General features: G+C 64.3%; 12 protein-coding genes and 1 pseudogene. 11 read left to right on the top strand and 2 right to left on the bottom strand.

Annotated elements, in window-relative coordinates; translation table 11 throughout:
- Nucleotides 1-208 precede the first annotated feature (208 nt).
- From KYK33_RS07600 to mltB, 10 genes and pseudogenes are all read left to right on the top strand, one after another.
- Nucleotides 209-595: a hypothetical protein gene (locus KYK33_RS07600; protein ID WP_224432590.1), complete on the top strand. Its 387-nt coding sequence runs from the start codon at nt 209-211 to the stop codon at nt 593-595.
- A 74-nt stretch (nt 596-669) separates the two neighbouring features.
- On the top strand, nt 670-948 hold the full coding sequence (locus KYK33_RS07595; protein ID WP_005907794.1) for a peptidylprolyl isomerase: 279 nt from the start codon (nt 670-672) through the stop codon (nt 946-948).
- Nucleotides 949-1,085: 137 nt separating this feature from the next.
- Nucleotides 1,086-1,760, top strand: coding sequence for a DUF1499 domain-containing protein (locus tag KYK33_RS07590; RefSeq protein WP_224432589.1), 675 nt, complete (start codon nt 1,086-1,088; stop codon nt 1,758-1,760).
- A gap of 47 nt (nt 1,761-1,807) precedes the next feature.
- Nucleotides 1,808-2,404, top strand: coding sequence for a carboxymuconolactone decarboxylase family protein (locus tag KYK33_RS07585; protein ID WP_042039701.1), 597 nt, complete (start codon nt 1,808-1,810; stop codon nt 2,402-2,404).
- Nucleotides 2,401-4,533, top strand: a pseudogene (locus KYK33_RS07580) (FAD-dependent oxidoreductase); the annotation flags it as partial. The gene KYK33_RS07585 and the pseudogene KYK33_RS07580, both read left to right, overlap by 4 nt.
- A 95-nt stretch (nt 4,534-4,628) precedes the next feature.
- Nucleotides 4,629-5,789 (top strand): ABC transporter substrate-binding protein, encoded by a 1,161-nt coding sequence (locus KYK33_RS07575; protein WP_224432587.1) that lies wholly within the window; start codon nt 4,629-4,631, stop codon nt 5,787-5,789.
- Between the two features lies 1 nt (nt 5,790).
- Nucleotides 5,791-7,416: an ABC transporter permease gene (locus KYK33_RS07570; RefSeq protein ID WP_224432586.1), complete on the top strand. Its 1,626-nt coding sequence runs from the start codon at nt 5,791-5,793 to the stop codon at nt 7,414-7,416.
- Complete coding sequence (locus KYK33_RS07565; protein WP_224432585.1) at nt 7,413-8,093, top strand: ATP-binding cassette domain-containing protein; 681 nt, start codon at nt 7,413-7,415, stop codon at nt 8,091-8,093. The genes KYK33_RS07570 and KYK33_RS07565 overlap by 4 nt, the downstream gene beginning before the upstream one ends.
- Nucleotides 8,086-8,691, top strand: a complete 606-nt coding sequence (locus KYK33_RS07560) for a CDP-alcohol phosphatidyltransferase family protein (protein WP_224432584.1) — start codon at nt 8,086-8,088, stop codon at nt 8,689-8,691. Before KYK33_RS07565 ends, KYK33_RS07560 begins: the two co-directional genes overlap by 8 nt.
- Nucleotides 8,692-8,784: 93 nt before the next feature.
- Nucleotides 8,785-9,864, top strand: a complete 1,080-nt coding sequence (mltB, locus tag KYK33_RS07555; protein WP_224432583.1) for a lytic murein transglycosylase B — start codon at nt 8,785-8,787, stop codon at nt 9,862-9,864.
- Nucleotides 9,865-9,921: 57 nt separating this feature from the next.
- Here the strand turns inward: mltB and KYK33_RS07550 are convergent, their stop codons facing one another.
- The gene (locus KYK33_RS07550; protein ID WP_224432582.1) at nt 9,922-10,404 is read right to left on the bottom strand and encodes a MarR family winged helix-turn-helix transcriptional regulator; all 483 of its coding nucleotides are present in this window, start codon (nt 10,402-10,404) and stop codon (nt 9,922-9,924) included.
- 96 nt (nt 10,405-10,500) lie between these two features.
- Here KYK33_RS07550 and KYK33_RS07545 point away from each other — a divergent pair, with 96 nt between their 5' ends.
- Nucleotides 10,501-11,385 (top strand): DMT family transporter, encoded by an 885-nt coding sequence (locus tag KYK33_RS07545; protein ID WP_224432581.1) that lies wholly within the window; start codon nt 10,501-10,503, stop codon nt 11,383-11,385.
- Between the two features lie 80 nt (nt 11,386-11,465).
- Here KYK33_RS07545 and pgm read toward each other — a convergent pair whose 3' ends face one another.
- Nucleotides 11,466-13,115 (bottom strand): phosphoglucomutase (alpha-D-glucose-1,6-bisphosphate-dependent), encoded by a 1,650-nt coding sequence (gene pgm / locus KYK33_RS07540; protein ID WP_224432580.1) that lies wholly within the window; start codon nt 13,113-13,115, stop codon nt 11,466-11,468.
- Nucleotides 13,116-13,165 lie beyond the last annotated feature (50 nt).

Raw genomic sequence — 13,165 nt, 5'->3', positions numbered from 1 at the left:
TCCCTCTCTCCCGCTGAGCAAGCAAGCTCGTGGCCCACCCCATCAGAATCCAGCCTTGGGAAATGTCACGGACAACGCCACTTATTCATTGATTATCATGATGTTAAGTGCAATACCCTACTCCTTCGCTCGCCTTAATCGATTTATCTCGCTCCCCTGTGCGCCCCCCCTGATCCACACTGGGTTCATCATTCAGAGGAGCACTCCCATGGCACCACGCAGCGAACAACTGGCCGACCACATTGCCGAGCGGCTCGAATTCATCACCTTTCTCGCCTGCAGCAGCGCCCTGCTGGCGCTGTTATGCGGCATGAACGGTCAGCAGGCGCTCGCCTTCACCGCCTTGAATCTGCCCTTTGGCCTCGCCATCTTGCTCGGCTCGGCCCTGCTGGCCCCCTTGGCCCCTCACTGGCGCCTCCCTCTCATGGCGGCGCTGCTGCTGGCCTGCGCCCTTGCCAGCCTCAGTCTCGGCGGTGAATGGCTGGAGCCCATCGCACTCTGGGGTCTCTATGGCTTGCTCGGTCTGGAGCTACTCTGGCAGGCTCGCCACCACAAGCCTGCTATCCGGGCTGACGAGGGGCAACAATTGCGCTAATCTTGCCCCCCGATCCGGCCTGTCTCATGACGAGGGCCGGATCCGTCAGCCCATGCACGCGAAGAGGAGAACCCATGAACAAGGCCTGCGCCCAACACATCCTGGTCAAGACGGAGAAAGAGTGTCTCGAGATAAAGAGTAAAATCGACAAGGGCGCCGATTTTGGCCAGATGGCAAAACGCTTCTCCACCTGCCCCTCCGGCAAACGCAGTGGCGATCTCGGTGAGTTCAGCAAGGGTGACATGGTCAAGGCCTTCGACGACGCCGTGTTCAAAGGTGAACTGCTCAAGGTACTGGGCCCCATTCGCACCAAGTTCGGCTTTCACCTGATCAAGGTGCTGTATCGCAACTGATAGCCCGATGGGCCGCCCATTCAGCGCGGCCCATGCCAAGCTCCCTCGCCCCGCTCTTTTGAGCCACTCCGCTTAAATAAATTAACCTTATCAGTCCATTAGGTTTATCCTTTGGCCATTTCCCCAAAGGTGCTGCCATGCTGCCCATGCCTGTTCTGCCTCTGCTCGCCTGGTTGTTGCCCCTGTGCGGCGCCTTGGGCAGCCGTGTTGCGATCTGGCCCTGGTGGATCGGCTTTGCCATCTGCCTGGGCGGTGCCCTCTGCTCCCTCTGGCTGTTGCTGCGCCTGCCCTGGCATCCGCGCCGCGCCGTGGCGCTGCTCGGTGCCCTGCCGCTAGTGCTACCGGCCTGGTTTTTGGTCAAGGCGTTGCAAGCCCACCCGATCAATGACGTCAGCACTGACCCCCTGGATCCCCCAACATTGCGTTGGGCTAGCCAAGCCCGTAGCGCGGCAGATTTACCCATTAATCCCGCGCCGTTGAAATTTTTCCCAGATAACCCCGCTCCTCTCTATACCAGGACCAACCGCTCCCAGGTGCTGGCCGAGGCCCGCGGCCTGATGACGGAGTTAGGCTGGCAGCACAGTGTCAGTGGGCAGGGTCTGGAGGCCGTGGTAGTCAGCCCTTGGTTCGGTTTTCGTGACGATGTGGCCCTGCGTCTGTTCGAGGGGCCCAAGGAGCTGCGCATCGATATGCGCTCGGCATCCCGCCAGGGGCGCTCCGATCTGGGCGCAAATCGTGCCCGCATCCAGGATTTTCTGACCCGACTGCACGGGCGTCTGGCCAAGGCCCAGGGCACGACATCTGAGCCCTGACCAGCATTCGGCCCCATCGAGCAAGCACAGAGCAGTAGAGGAATCACATGCGCATCAAGCTAAAAGCGGATCGGGACTATGCCTGGTTCATCAAGCCCTTCTTCTGGTTGCAGCAACGCAACTACGGTCAGGTGCTGATCCCGGGCAAGTGCTGGGGGCGCTCGCCGCGCCTGTTTGCCGCCGTCGCCACCCTGTATGGGGTGATCAACCGCAAGCACTCTCCCATCGATCCCGTATTGCGATCATTGGTGACGGTGCGGGTCTCCCAGCTCAACTGGTGCCGATTCTGCGTCGATATCAATGCCATGACCCTGGTCAAGCGCGCCGGATCCAGCGCCAAGGTCGAAGCCTTGGCCCAGTGGCGCACCAGTTCCCTGTTTGATGAACGGGAGCGCGCCGTGCTCGACTATGCCGAGGCCATGACGGGTCTGGACGGGGTGAGCGAGGCCCAGTTTGAGGCACTGCGTCCCTGGTTTGACGATGATGCCCTGGTCGAGTTGACCGGCCTGGTCGCCTTTCAGAACATGTCTGCCAAGTTCAATGCCGCCCTGGACATCCCGGCCCAGGGTTTTTGCCAGTTACCGGTGCAACCTGATGCCGAGGAGCAGCAGGAGCCCCAGTCTCAAGAGGAGAAACCATCATGAGAGGAAGCAAACTGGGATTGCTGCTGCTGATCGCGCTGCTGATCGGTACCTTCTTCGCCCTGGGGCTGGGCCAATATCTGACCCTGGATGCCCTGCAAGCCCGCCAGGCGGCGCTTGCAGCCTGGGTGGACACTCACTTTTGGCAGGCCAGCGCCCTCTTCTTCATCGTCTACGTGCTCAGCACCGCCCTCTCCCTGCCGGGGGCCAGCCTGCTGACCCTGCTGGGCAGCGCCATCTTCGGGATCGGTTGGGGGCTGCTGCTCGTCTCCTTCGCCAGCACCCTGGGCGCCAGCCTGGCCTTCCTCAGCGCCCGCTTCCTGCTGCGCGACTGGGTGAGTGCCCGCTTCGGGGACAAGTTGGCAGCCATCGATGGGGGCATCACCAAGGATGGCCCCTTCTATCTGCTCAGTCTGCGCCTCATCCCCGTCTTTCCCTTCTTCCTCATCAACTTGTTGATGGGGCTGACCGCCCTGCCGCTGCGCACCTTCTACTGGGTCAGCCAGCTCGGCATGTTGCCCGGCACCTTCGTCTATGTGCTGGCGGGCAGCCAGCTGGCCCAGCTCACCAGTACCGGCAATGTCCTCTCCCCCGGTCTCATCACGGCGCTCTGCCTGCTTGGCCTACTGCCCTGGCTGGCGAGGGCCGGTCAGCACCAGCTCGCCCTGCGCCGCCGCCTCACCCGCTTCCCGCGACCAGCCCACTTCGATTACAACCTGCTGGTGATAGGGGCCGGGGCCGGCGGCCTGGTCACCAGCTACATTGCCGCCGCCGTCAAGGCCCGGGTGGCCCTCATCGAGAAGCACAAGATGGGCGGCGACTGCCTCAATACTGGCTGTGTGCCCTCCAAGGCGCTGATCCGCAGCGCCCGCTTCGCCGTTGAGCAGCGCCGGGCCGCCGAGCTTGGCTTCGCCCCGCAAACCGCCCGCGCCGACTTCGAGGCCGTGATGACCAGGGTCGCCCAGGTGGTGCGCGAGGTGGAACCCCATGATTCGGTGGCACGCTATGAGGCATTGGGGGTCGAGTGTATCCAGGGCGAGGCACGCCTCCTCTCTCCCTGGGAGCTGGAAGTCAATGGCCAGCGCCTCTCCAGCCGCCACATCGTCATCGCCACCGGCGCCAGGCCCCTGGTACCGCCTATCCCGGGGCTGACTGAGGTCAACTATCTCACCTCGGACAACCTCTGGCAGCTGCGCGAGCCCCCCCGTCACCTGCTGGTGCTCGGCGGGGGGCCCATCGGCTGCGAGCTGGCCCAGAGTTTTGCCCAACTCGGCATCAAGGTCTCTCTGATCGAGCTGGCGGATCAACTCCTGCCCCGGGAAGAGCGCGAGGTGGCCGAGCTGTTGCAAGCCCAAATGAAGGAGGATGGGGTCGAACTCTTGATTGGCTGGCGCGCCGAACGGGTCGAGTCCCTGGCCCAGAGCCAGATCCGCCTGCACCTGCGCCGGGGGGATCAGCACCTGGAGGTTGAGGGAGATCAACTGCTGCTGGCCCTGGGCCGGGTGGCCAATGTCACCGGCTTTGGCCTGGAGGAGCTGGGGGTCGAGCTGACCCCGCGCGGCACCATAGCCGTGGACGCGTTTCTCGCCACCAACTACCCCAGCATCTCGGCGGTGGGCGATGTGGCCGGCCCCTACCAGTTCACCCATTTCGCCGCGCATCAAGCCTGGTACGCCGCTGTCAACGCCCTCTTTGGCCAGTTCAAGCGCTTCAAGGCGGACTATCGCGTCATCCCGGCTGCCACCTACACCAGCCCTGAGGTGGCCCGGGTCGGCCTCAACCGCAAGGAGGCGCAAGAGCAGGGAATTGCCTTTGAAAGCAGCCGCTTCGAGCTCAAGGAGCTGGACAGGGCCATCGCCGATGGCGAGACCCAGGGCTTCATCGAGGTGCTGACCGTCCCTGGCAAAGACAAGATCCTCGGCGCCACCATCGTCGGCCCCCACGCAGGCGAACGCATCGCCGAATTCACCCTGGCCATGAGACACAAGCTGGGCCTTGGCAAGGTGCTCGGCACCATACACGCCTATCCCACCCTGATGGAGGGCAACAAGTATGTGGCTGGCCAGTGGAAGCAGGCCCACAAACCCGAGGCGCTGCTGCCCTGGCTGGCCCGCTACCACCACTGGCGCCGCCGTGGCAAACTCGATGCCAGGCAACATCCGTTGCAGACAGGCCCGGCTCCCCTGCGGGATCCGGCCCAACCCTCCACTCACCACAAGGAGCCATGATGACCTCTGGCACGCTGCGTTACGCCCTGGCCGCGTTGGCCCTGAACTGGGGGTGGCAGGCCCAGGCCTCTGCCGATCCCGACTGGCAACAGACCCTGGCCGAGGCCCGTGGACAGACCGTCTACTTCAATGCCTGGGGCGGCAGCCCGGAGATCAACAGCTACCTCGCCTGGGCGGCCAAGGAGCTGGAGCGCGACTACCGGCTCACCCTGGTGCAGGTGAAAGTCGATGACATCGCGCCCAGCGTCAGTCAGCTGCTCGCGGGCAAGCAGGCAGGCAAGACCCAAGACGGCCCTATCGACCTGCTCTGGGTCAATGGCGAGAACTTCAAGGCCCTGAAAGACAACGGCCTGCTCGGCGCCCCCTTCAGTCAGGAGCTGCCGAATATGGCGCTGGTCGACGCCAGTTTGCCGGTCGATGAAGACTTTACTGTGCCCGTCGAGGGGTTGGAAGCGCCCTGGGGGCTGGGCCAGCTCAACCTCATGGTCGACACCGACCAGGTGCCTGAACCGCCGCGCTCGGCCGCGTCGCTGCTTGCCTGGGCCAAGGCCAATCCGGGCCGGTTCAGCTACCCCAAGCCGCCCCAGTTCCACGGCGCCAGCTTCCTCAAACAGATGTTGCTGGAGCTGGCGCCCGATCCGGCGCCCCTCTATCGCCCGGCGACCGAAGCCGCATTTGCCCCCATCGCGGCGCCGCTCTGGCACTTCCTCGATGCCCTGCATCCCAACCTGTGGCGTCAGGGGAAGGCCTTCCCGGCCAGCGCCGCCGAGACCAAACAGCTGCTCGATGATGGCGAGCTGGCCATGGCCATCAGCTTCAATCCCCAGGAGGCTCTGAGCTCGGTGGAGACGGGCACCCTGCCTCCCGCTGTCAGGGCGGTCGCCATGGCGAAGGGGGCTCTGACCAACAGCCACTTCCTGGCCATTCCCTTCAACGCCAAGGCCCGGGCCGGGGCCAAGGTGGTGGCCAACTTCCTGCTCAGCCCCGCCGCCCAGGCGCGCAAGGCCGACCCCGCCATCTGGGGTGACCCCAGCGTGCTGCGCCAGGATGCCCTGCCCGCCAATGCCGTGCCCGCCTTGCGCTTCAAGGCGGTGGCCGAACCCCATCCGAGCTGGCAGCTGATGCTGGAGAGTGCCTGGACCGAGCGCTACGGGCACTGAGATGCGACACCTGATCCTGCCGCTGACGGCGGCCCTGCTCTGGCTCCCTCTGATCGCGGGTCTGCTTGTCCTGCTTGTTCAAGCCAGGGATCCCGAACCCTGGCTGCGGCTCTGGGCCCAGCCTGGTCTGGGGGAGTCCATCTGGCTCAGCCTCTGGATAGCCTCAGCCTCCAGCCTGCTCAGCCTGCTGCTGGTCGCCCTCTTGCTGGCCCACAGTGAAAATCGCAGCTTCGCCCTGCTGCGCCGCCTGCTCGCCCCCCTGCTGGCCATGCCCCATGTGGCCTTTGCCATCGGCTTTGGTTTTCTTATCGCCCCGTCTGGCTGGTTGTTGCGACTGGTCTCCCCCGGACTCACCGGGCTGAGCCTGCCACCGGACTGGCAGACACTGCATGATCCCTGGGGTCTGGGTCTCATCGCCATGCTGGTTCTGAAAGAGACCCCCTTCCTGCTGCTGATGGCGCTCGGTGCCCTGGAGCCTCGTCTGCTTGCCCGCCAGCAGTGGCTGGGGCAGAGCCTGGGGTTTCGCCCGGCCCAGATCTGGTGGCGCTTGATCCTGCCAAGCCTCTGGCCCAGTCTGCGTCTGCCGCTCTATGCGGTGGCAGCCTATGGTCTGGCAGTGGTCGATCTTGGATTGCTGCTCGGCCCCACTCAACCGGCGCCCCTGGCGGTGCGACTCTGGCGCTGGTATCAGGACGCCGATCTGGGCTGGCGCGCCCTGGCCAACAATGGCGCCTTGCTGCTGTTTGGCCTCAACCTGCTGCTGCTCGGCGCCTTGCGCGCCCTCGAGGGGTTGCATCTGCACGGGGGCAAGGGCTGGATGCTCAATGGCCAGCGCCAACGCGCCGCTGCCCGGTTTGCCCCGGCCCTGGGCGCCACCCTGACCGCCCTGCTGCTGGCACTCAACCTGCTGGTGCTGGCCGCCCTGCTCCTCTGGTCATTCACCCGCCGCTGGTCCTTCCCCGCCCCCTGGCCCAGCCAGTGGAGCGGGCACCATTGGCAACAGGCGATCGGTGACATCGCCCAGCCCCTGGCTCACAGCGCCTGGCTTGCCTTGTCGACCGCCATCGTGGCCCTCATCCTGGTGGTGTTTGCCCTGGAGGCCCAGCGCGGGCGCAGGCCCTGGCCACTCTGGCTGGTCTGCCTGCCGCTGCTGCTGCCCCAGGCCAGCCTGTTGCTGGGTGCCCGCCTTGGCGCCGACTGGCTCGGTCTGCCGGTCGGCAGCGCCCTGGTATTCTGGAGTCAGCTGCTGTTTGTCTATCCCTATCTCTATCTCTGTCTGTATGGGCCCTACCGTCAATTTGACGATCGTCTGGCCCAGGCGGCCGCCACCCTGGGGGCCAACCCCTGGCAAGTCTGGTGGCGGGTCAAGGGCCCGCTGTTACTGCGCCCCCTGGCCTTTGCCTGCGCCGTGGGCGCCGCCGTCAGCCTGGCGCAATATCTGCCGACCCTGCTGTTTGGCGCCGGGCGCATCACCACCATCACCACCGAAGCCGTGGCCATCGGCTCTGGCCTCAACCGCCGCCTCGCCAGCCTCTATGGTTTGTTGCAATTGACATTGCCGCTGCTGATCTACGCCCTGGCGCTGCGTCTGCCGCGCAGGTCCAATCCGATGGAGACCACCCCATGACCCAACCCCTGCACCTGGGCCCCCTGACTCTGACCCTGGGCCAGCAGACGCTGTTGCACCTGCCCGAGCGCCGCGTAGCCCCCGGGGAGGTATTGACCCTGATGGGGCCAAGCGGCTGCGGCAAGAGTTCACTGCTGGCTGGCCTGGCCGGGGTGTTGCCCCGGGGAGGCCCCCTGCAGCTTGCCGGGGAGATATGGCTCGGGGATCGCCTCCTCAGCGACCTGCCCGCCTATCGACGCCGCATCGGCATGTTGTTCCAGGACGATCTGCTGTTTGCGCACCTGAGCGTCGTGGAGAACCTGATGTTTGGCATGCCCGCCGAGATAGCAGGGGGGGCGCGGCGTGAGCAAGCCCAGCAGGCGCTGGCCCGGGTCGGGTTGGCAGAGCTGGCCGACCGTCACACTGGTGCCCTCTCCGGCGGCCAGAAGGCCCGGGTCAGCCTGCTGCGCACCCTGCTCGCCGAGCCGGATGCCATCTTGCTGGATGAGCCTTTCGCACGCCTCGACAAGCCGCTACGGGCCGCGTTTCGCGCCCTGGTATTCGAGGAGATAGCCAGCCGCGCCATGCCGGCCATTCTGGTCAGCCACGATGAGGAAGATGCCCCCGCCGCCATCCTGGATCTGGCCTCCATGAGGCAACCAGCCCCCCATCTGCCAGAGGAAAGATCCCTTGTTTGACCGCCACGCCATCGTGCTGATCCGCCGTCCGCTCAGCCTGCTCGCCCGCCCCCTGGCCCGCCTGGGTATCAGCGCCAACCAGGTCAGCATCACCGGCTTTCTCATCGGCATGCTGAGCCTGCCCCTGCTCGCCGTCGGCCAGTTCGAACTGGCCCTCGTCTGCATCTTGCTCAATCGCATCATGGACGGGCTCGATGGTGCCATCGCCCGGATATGCGGCATCACCGACTGCGGGGGCTTTCTCGACATCACCCTCGACTTTATTTTCTATGCCGCCGTGGTGCTGGGGTTTGCCCTGGCGACCCCGGCCAATGCCCTGCCCGCCGCCACCCTGCTGTTCGCCTTCATGGGCACCGGCTCCAGCTTTCTGGCCTTTGCCATCATGGCGGGCAAACGCGGCATCGAAAATCCCGTTTACCATCACAAGTCGCTCTACTACCTGGGAGGCCTGACCGAGGGGAGCGAGACCATCGCCCTGTTCGTGCTCATGTGCCTGTTCCCTCACTGGTTTGCTCCCCTGGCCTACGGCTTTGCCACCCTCTGCCTCATCACGGTGGCGACCCGGATCTGGAGTGGCTACCACAGCCTCAAATCCTGAACCCTGGCTTCTGCCCCTATGATGGGACGCTTGCGCATCGCCATGGATCCACTACCATGGCGACATCCTGTTTTCTGTGCTGTTGGAAGCCTTATGCATCGTTTCATACCCCTCGCCGTTCTCTTTCCCCTGCTCATCGGCTGCAGCAGCGCTGCCAACGAGCCTGTCGCCGTGCCCAAGGTACAGACAAACAGCAGCTTCCTGCTCACGCCCCCCCCCAAGCAACCATCATCCGGGGTACTGGCGGGAGACTTTGCCAACAACCCCGCGGTCAATAGCTTCATTGCCATGATGGTCAGCAAGCACGGCTTCGATCGCGCCGAGCTGCACAACACCCTCTCCCAGGCCTCTCGCGAGCAGTGGATCATCAACCTGATGGATCGCCAGGCCCCGGTAGCAACGGGTCCAAGCGGTCCCAACGGCGCCTGGAATCGCTACCGCGCCAAGTTCATCACCCAGGACAATGTGCAAAATGGTGTCAACTTCTGGCGCGACTACGAGACCGAGCTCAATCGTGCCTCTGCCCAGTACGGCGTGCCCCCCGAGATCATCGTCGGCATCATAGGGGTCGAGACCCGCTGGGGCCGGGTGATGGGCAAGACCCCGATCCTGGATGCCCTGGCCACCCTGGCCTTTGACTATCCCCGCCGCGCCACCTTCTTCCGCGGCGAGCTGGAGCAGTTCCTGATCATGGCCCGCAACGAAGGCATCAATCCGAGCGAGCCGACCGGCTCCTACGCTGGCGCCATGGGGTATGGTCAGTTCATGCCGTCGAGTTTCCACGGCTATGCGGTGGACTTTGACGGCAACGGCCACACCAACCTCTGGGATCCGGTGGATGCCATCGGCAGCGTGGCCCACTACTTCCAGGCCCACGGCTGGCGCAAGGGCGATCAGGTGGCGGTCAGAGCCCAGGGCCAGGCGCCCGGGTTCGAAACCGGCTTCCAGACGAGCTATAGCCTGGACACCCTGCGCCGGGCCGGCCTCTCCCCCATAGCGCCACTCGGCGCTCACAGCAAGGCCAGCCTGCTGCGACTGGATGTCGGTAGCAGCTACCAGTACTGGTACGGTCTGCCGAACTTCTACGCCATCACCCGCTACAACCACAGCACCCACTACGCCATGGCGGTCTGGCAACTGGGTCTGGCGGTCAAGGCCGCCCGCGGCTACTGAGTCCGACTCAAAATGCACAAAAAGGCCCCGAAAGGGGCCTTTTTTATCTGTGTGTCATCACTCGTTTTCCAGCAACCAGCGTTTGAGCAGGGCCGCAAGCTGGGCCTGCTCCTCCTGATTGAGGGGGGCGAGCAGGCGCCGCTCGTTGGCCACATGGCGTTCGACCGCCTGATCAACCAGCGCCAGACCCGCTTCGGTCAGGTTGACCAGCAGGCTGCGCCGATCATCAGGCGCCGCCTGACGCTCGATAAGCCCGCGCTGCTCCAGCTTGTCGAGTCTGGCCGTCATGGCCCCCGAGCTCAACATGGCAGACTGATAGAGCGCGGTCGGGGTGAGCGGCTCGCCGGCCCGGCGCAGGGTCGCCAATATGTCGAAATCGCTGCCGAGCAGGCCGCACTCCTTGAGCTCGTCGCTCACCTCCCGCCCGGCGATGGCCGCCATGCGCGCCACCCGACCCAGCACTCCCATGGGGCTGCAATCGAGATCGGGTCTCTGCCGTGCCCATTGAGCCAACAACTGGTCTACATGATCCTCTGCCATAGCGCTGCCACTTATCTTTATATCGAGATACTTGATAATAAAACAAATCACCACTAATGTATCTTCACTTAAAGATACTTATCGAAGAGATATGTCATGCCCATCCTGATTGCCCTGCTCGCCCCCCTGCTGTGGGGCAGCACCTATGCCGTGGTCACCCTCTCCCTGACCGACTACTCCCCTTACTGGGTTGCGGTATGGCGAGCATTGCCCGCTGGCATCCTGCTGCTGTTGCTCCATCCCCGCTGGCCACCACTGCCCTGGGGCAAGCAGTTCCTGCTGGCGTTTTGCAACATCACCGCCTTCTTCGCCTTGCTGTTCGTGGCGGCCTTCCGCCTGCCGGGGGCGGTGGCGGGCACCCTGGGGGCGACCCTGCCGCTGATCCTGATGGGGCTCGCCTGGTTGCAAGATGGTCAACGCCCGACCTTGAAGTGGTTGCTGCTCGGACTGATGGGTCTCGCTGGGGTGTTGCTGCTGCTCAACCCTTCCGCCAGGCTGGATCCCATAGGAGTAGGTTGCGCCCTCTTGGCCACCCTGCTCATCGGCCAGTCGAGCCGCTGGATGCAGCGCTGGCCGGTGAGCGATCTGCTGGCGCTGACCGCCTGGCAACTGCTGCTCGGGGGGCTGATGCTGATCCCGCTGGCATGGACTCTGGCAGGCCCCATGCCGATGCCGCAGCCATCCAGTGCGCCAGGGCTGGTCTGGTTGATCCTGTTCAACACCGCACTGGCCTACTGGGCCTGGCTGTGGGGGCTCAAGCGCCACGGCCCCGAGGTGATGGGTATGCTGGCCCTCACCAATCCCATGGTGGCGGTCTCCCTCGGGGTGCTGATGGTGGGCGAGACCCTGGGTGGGCTTCAGTGGCTGGGCATTGGGGTGATACTTCTCTCCCTGCTGCTGATGAAACTGCCCCTGAACAATCCGTTTAAGCGCCGTCGGCCCTCCGTCGCAGAGGGAGTGACCAGAACCGAGCCGCGATGAGGCCCCTGGCCATCAGCCATAAAAAAGAGGAGCCACCATGGCTCCTCTTTTTCGATTGCTTGCAACGCGAGCGCGCTGACTCAGACGCCAGCCTTGGCCAGGGCCGCGGAGACAATCTGCTGGGCCTCTTGCTGGATCAGATCCAGGTGCGCCTCTCCTTTGAAGCTCTCCATGTAGATCTTGTAGATGGACTCGGTGCCCGAGGGGCGCGCCGCGAACCAGCCGTGCTCTGTGGTCACCTTGAGGCCACCGATGGCGGCATCGTTGCCCGGTGCCCGGGTCAACTTGGCGATGATGGGATCACCCGCCAGCATGGAAGCCTCCACCAGGGCGGGATCCAGCTTGGCGAGCACCGCTTTTTGGGCGCTGTTGGCTGGCGCATCGATACGGCGGTAGCTGGAGCGGCCGAATTTCGCTTCCAGGGCATCATAGTGGGCCTGGGGATCCTTGCCGGTCACAGCCAGAATTTCAGCGGCCAACAGCGCCAGGATGAAACCATCCTTGTCGGTGGTCCAGACGCTGCCATCCTTGCGCAGGAAGGAGGCGCCGGCGCTCTCTTCGCCGCCAAAGCCAAACTCGCCGCTGTAGAGGCCATCCACGAACCACTTGAAGCCGACCGGCACCTCTTTCAGAGTCCGACCAATCTCGCCGGCGACCCGGTCAATCATCGAAGAAGATACCAGGGTCTTGCCGACCGCTGCCGCCTTGGGCCAGCCGGTTCTGTGGGTGAACAGATATTGGATGGCAACCGCCAGGTAGTGGTTCGGGTTCATCAGCCCGGCGGGGGTGACGATGCCGTGCCTGTCGTAGTCGGGATCGTTGCCAAGGGCGATGTCGAACTTGTCTTTGAGGGCAATCAGCCCCGCCATGGCGAACGGGCTGGAGCAGTCCATGCGGATCTTGCCGTCTTTATCCAGGGTCATAAAGGAGAAGGTGGGGTCCACCTTGTAGTTGACCACTTCGATGTCCAGATCATAGCGCTTGGCGATCACGTCCCAATAAGCCACGCCGGAGCCGCCAAGGGGATCGACCCCTATCTTGATGCCAGCCCGCTTGATGGCATCCAGATCCAGCACGTTGCCAAGGTCGTCCACATAGGGAGTGACGTAGTCATGCCGCACCACCAGCGGGCTGTTGAGGGCATCGGCAAAGGGCATGCGTTTCACCCCGACCAAACCGGCTTCCAGAATGGCGTTGGCCCGCTCTTCCACCCACTTGGTGATCTCCCCTTCGGCGGGGCCGCCGTGGGGAGGGTTGTACTTGAAGCCACCGTCTTCCGGCGGATTATGGGAGGGGGTGATCACCACGCCGTCCGCCAGCGCCGCAGGCTTGCCAGCGTTGTGATGCAAGATGGCGTGGGAGATGACCGGGGTCGGCGTAAAACCCAGATCCGCCTCGATGCGGGTCTCGACGCCGTTGCCCGCCAACACCTCAACCGCACTGGCAAAGGCCGATTCGGACAGGGCATGGGTATCCATGCCGACAAACAGCGGCCCCGTGATGCCGGCCTGCTGGCGGTATTCCACCAGCGCCTGGGTCACCGCCAGGATGTGGGATTCGGTGAAGGCATTGTGCAGGGCGCTGCCGCGATGGCCGGAGGTACCGAAGGCCACCCGCTGTTCGGGGCGGCTCATGTCCGGCTTGTTGAGGTAGTAAGCGCTGACCAGACGGGGAATGTTGGTCAGGTCGCTTAAACGGGCCGGTTGACCGGCATGAGGATGCTGTGCCATGGCGTTATCCTTGCTGCTATACGCATTTGCTGCTTAACGAAACAGGCCCT

The organism is Aeromonas rivuli (genome assembly GCF_020149575.1).
GTDB classification, from domain to species: Bacteria; Pseudomonadota; Gammaproteobacteria; order Enterobacterales; family Aeromonadaceae; genus Aeromonas; species Aeromonas rivuli.
Note: the sequence above shows the minus strand (reverse complement) of the source record. Positions and strands in the feature narration are given on the sequence as shown.

Coding starts and splice junctions, on each gene's coding strand:
- KYK33_RS07600 (WP_224432590.1), top strand. CDS start 209: ATGGCACCACGCAGCGAACAACTGGCCGACCACATTGCCGAGCGGCTC.
- KYK33_RS07595 (WP_005907794.1), top strand. CDS start 670: ATGAACAAGGCCTGCGCCCAACACATCCTGGTCAAGACGGAGAAAGAG.
- KYK33_RS07590 (WP_224432589.1), top strand. CDS start 1,086: ATGCTGCCCATGCCTGTTCTGCCTCTGCTCGCCTGGTTGTTGCCCCTG.
- KYK33_RS07585 (WP_042039701.1), top strand. CDS start 1,808: ATGCGCATCAAGCTAAAAGCGGATCGGGACTATGCCTGGTTCATCAAG.
- KYK33_RS07575 (WP_224432587.1), top strand. CDS start 4,629: ATGACCTCTGGCACGCTGCGTTACGCCCTGGCCGCGTTGGCCCTGAAC.
- KYK33_RS07570 (WP_224432586.1), top strand. CDS start 5,791: ATGCGACACCTGATCCTGCCGCTGACGGCGGCCCTGCTCTGGCTCCCT.
- KYK33_RS07565 (WP_224432585.1), top strand. CDS start 7,413: ATGACCCAACCCCTGCACCTGGGCCCCCTGACTCTGACCCTGGGCCAG.
- mltB (WP_224432583.1), top strand. CDS start 8,785: ATGCATCGTTTCATACCCCTCGCCGTTCTCTTTCCCCTGCTCATCGGC.
- KYK33_RS07550 (WP_224432582.1), bottom strand. CDS start 10,404: ATGGCAGAGGATCATGTAGACCAGTTGTTGGCTCAATGGGCACGGCAG.
- KYK33_RS07545 (WP_224432581.1), top strand. CDS start 10,501: ATGCCCATCCTGATTGCCCTGCTCGCCCCCCTGCTGTGGGGCAGCACC.
- pgm (WP_224432580.1), bottom strand. CDS start 13,115: ATGGCACAGCATCCTCATGCCGGTCAACCGGCCCGTTTAAGCGACCTG.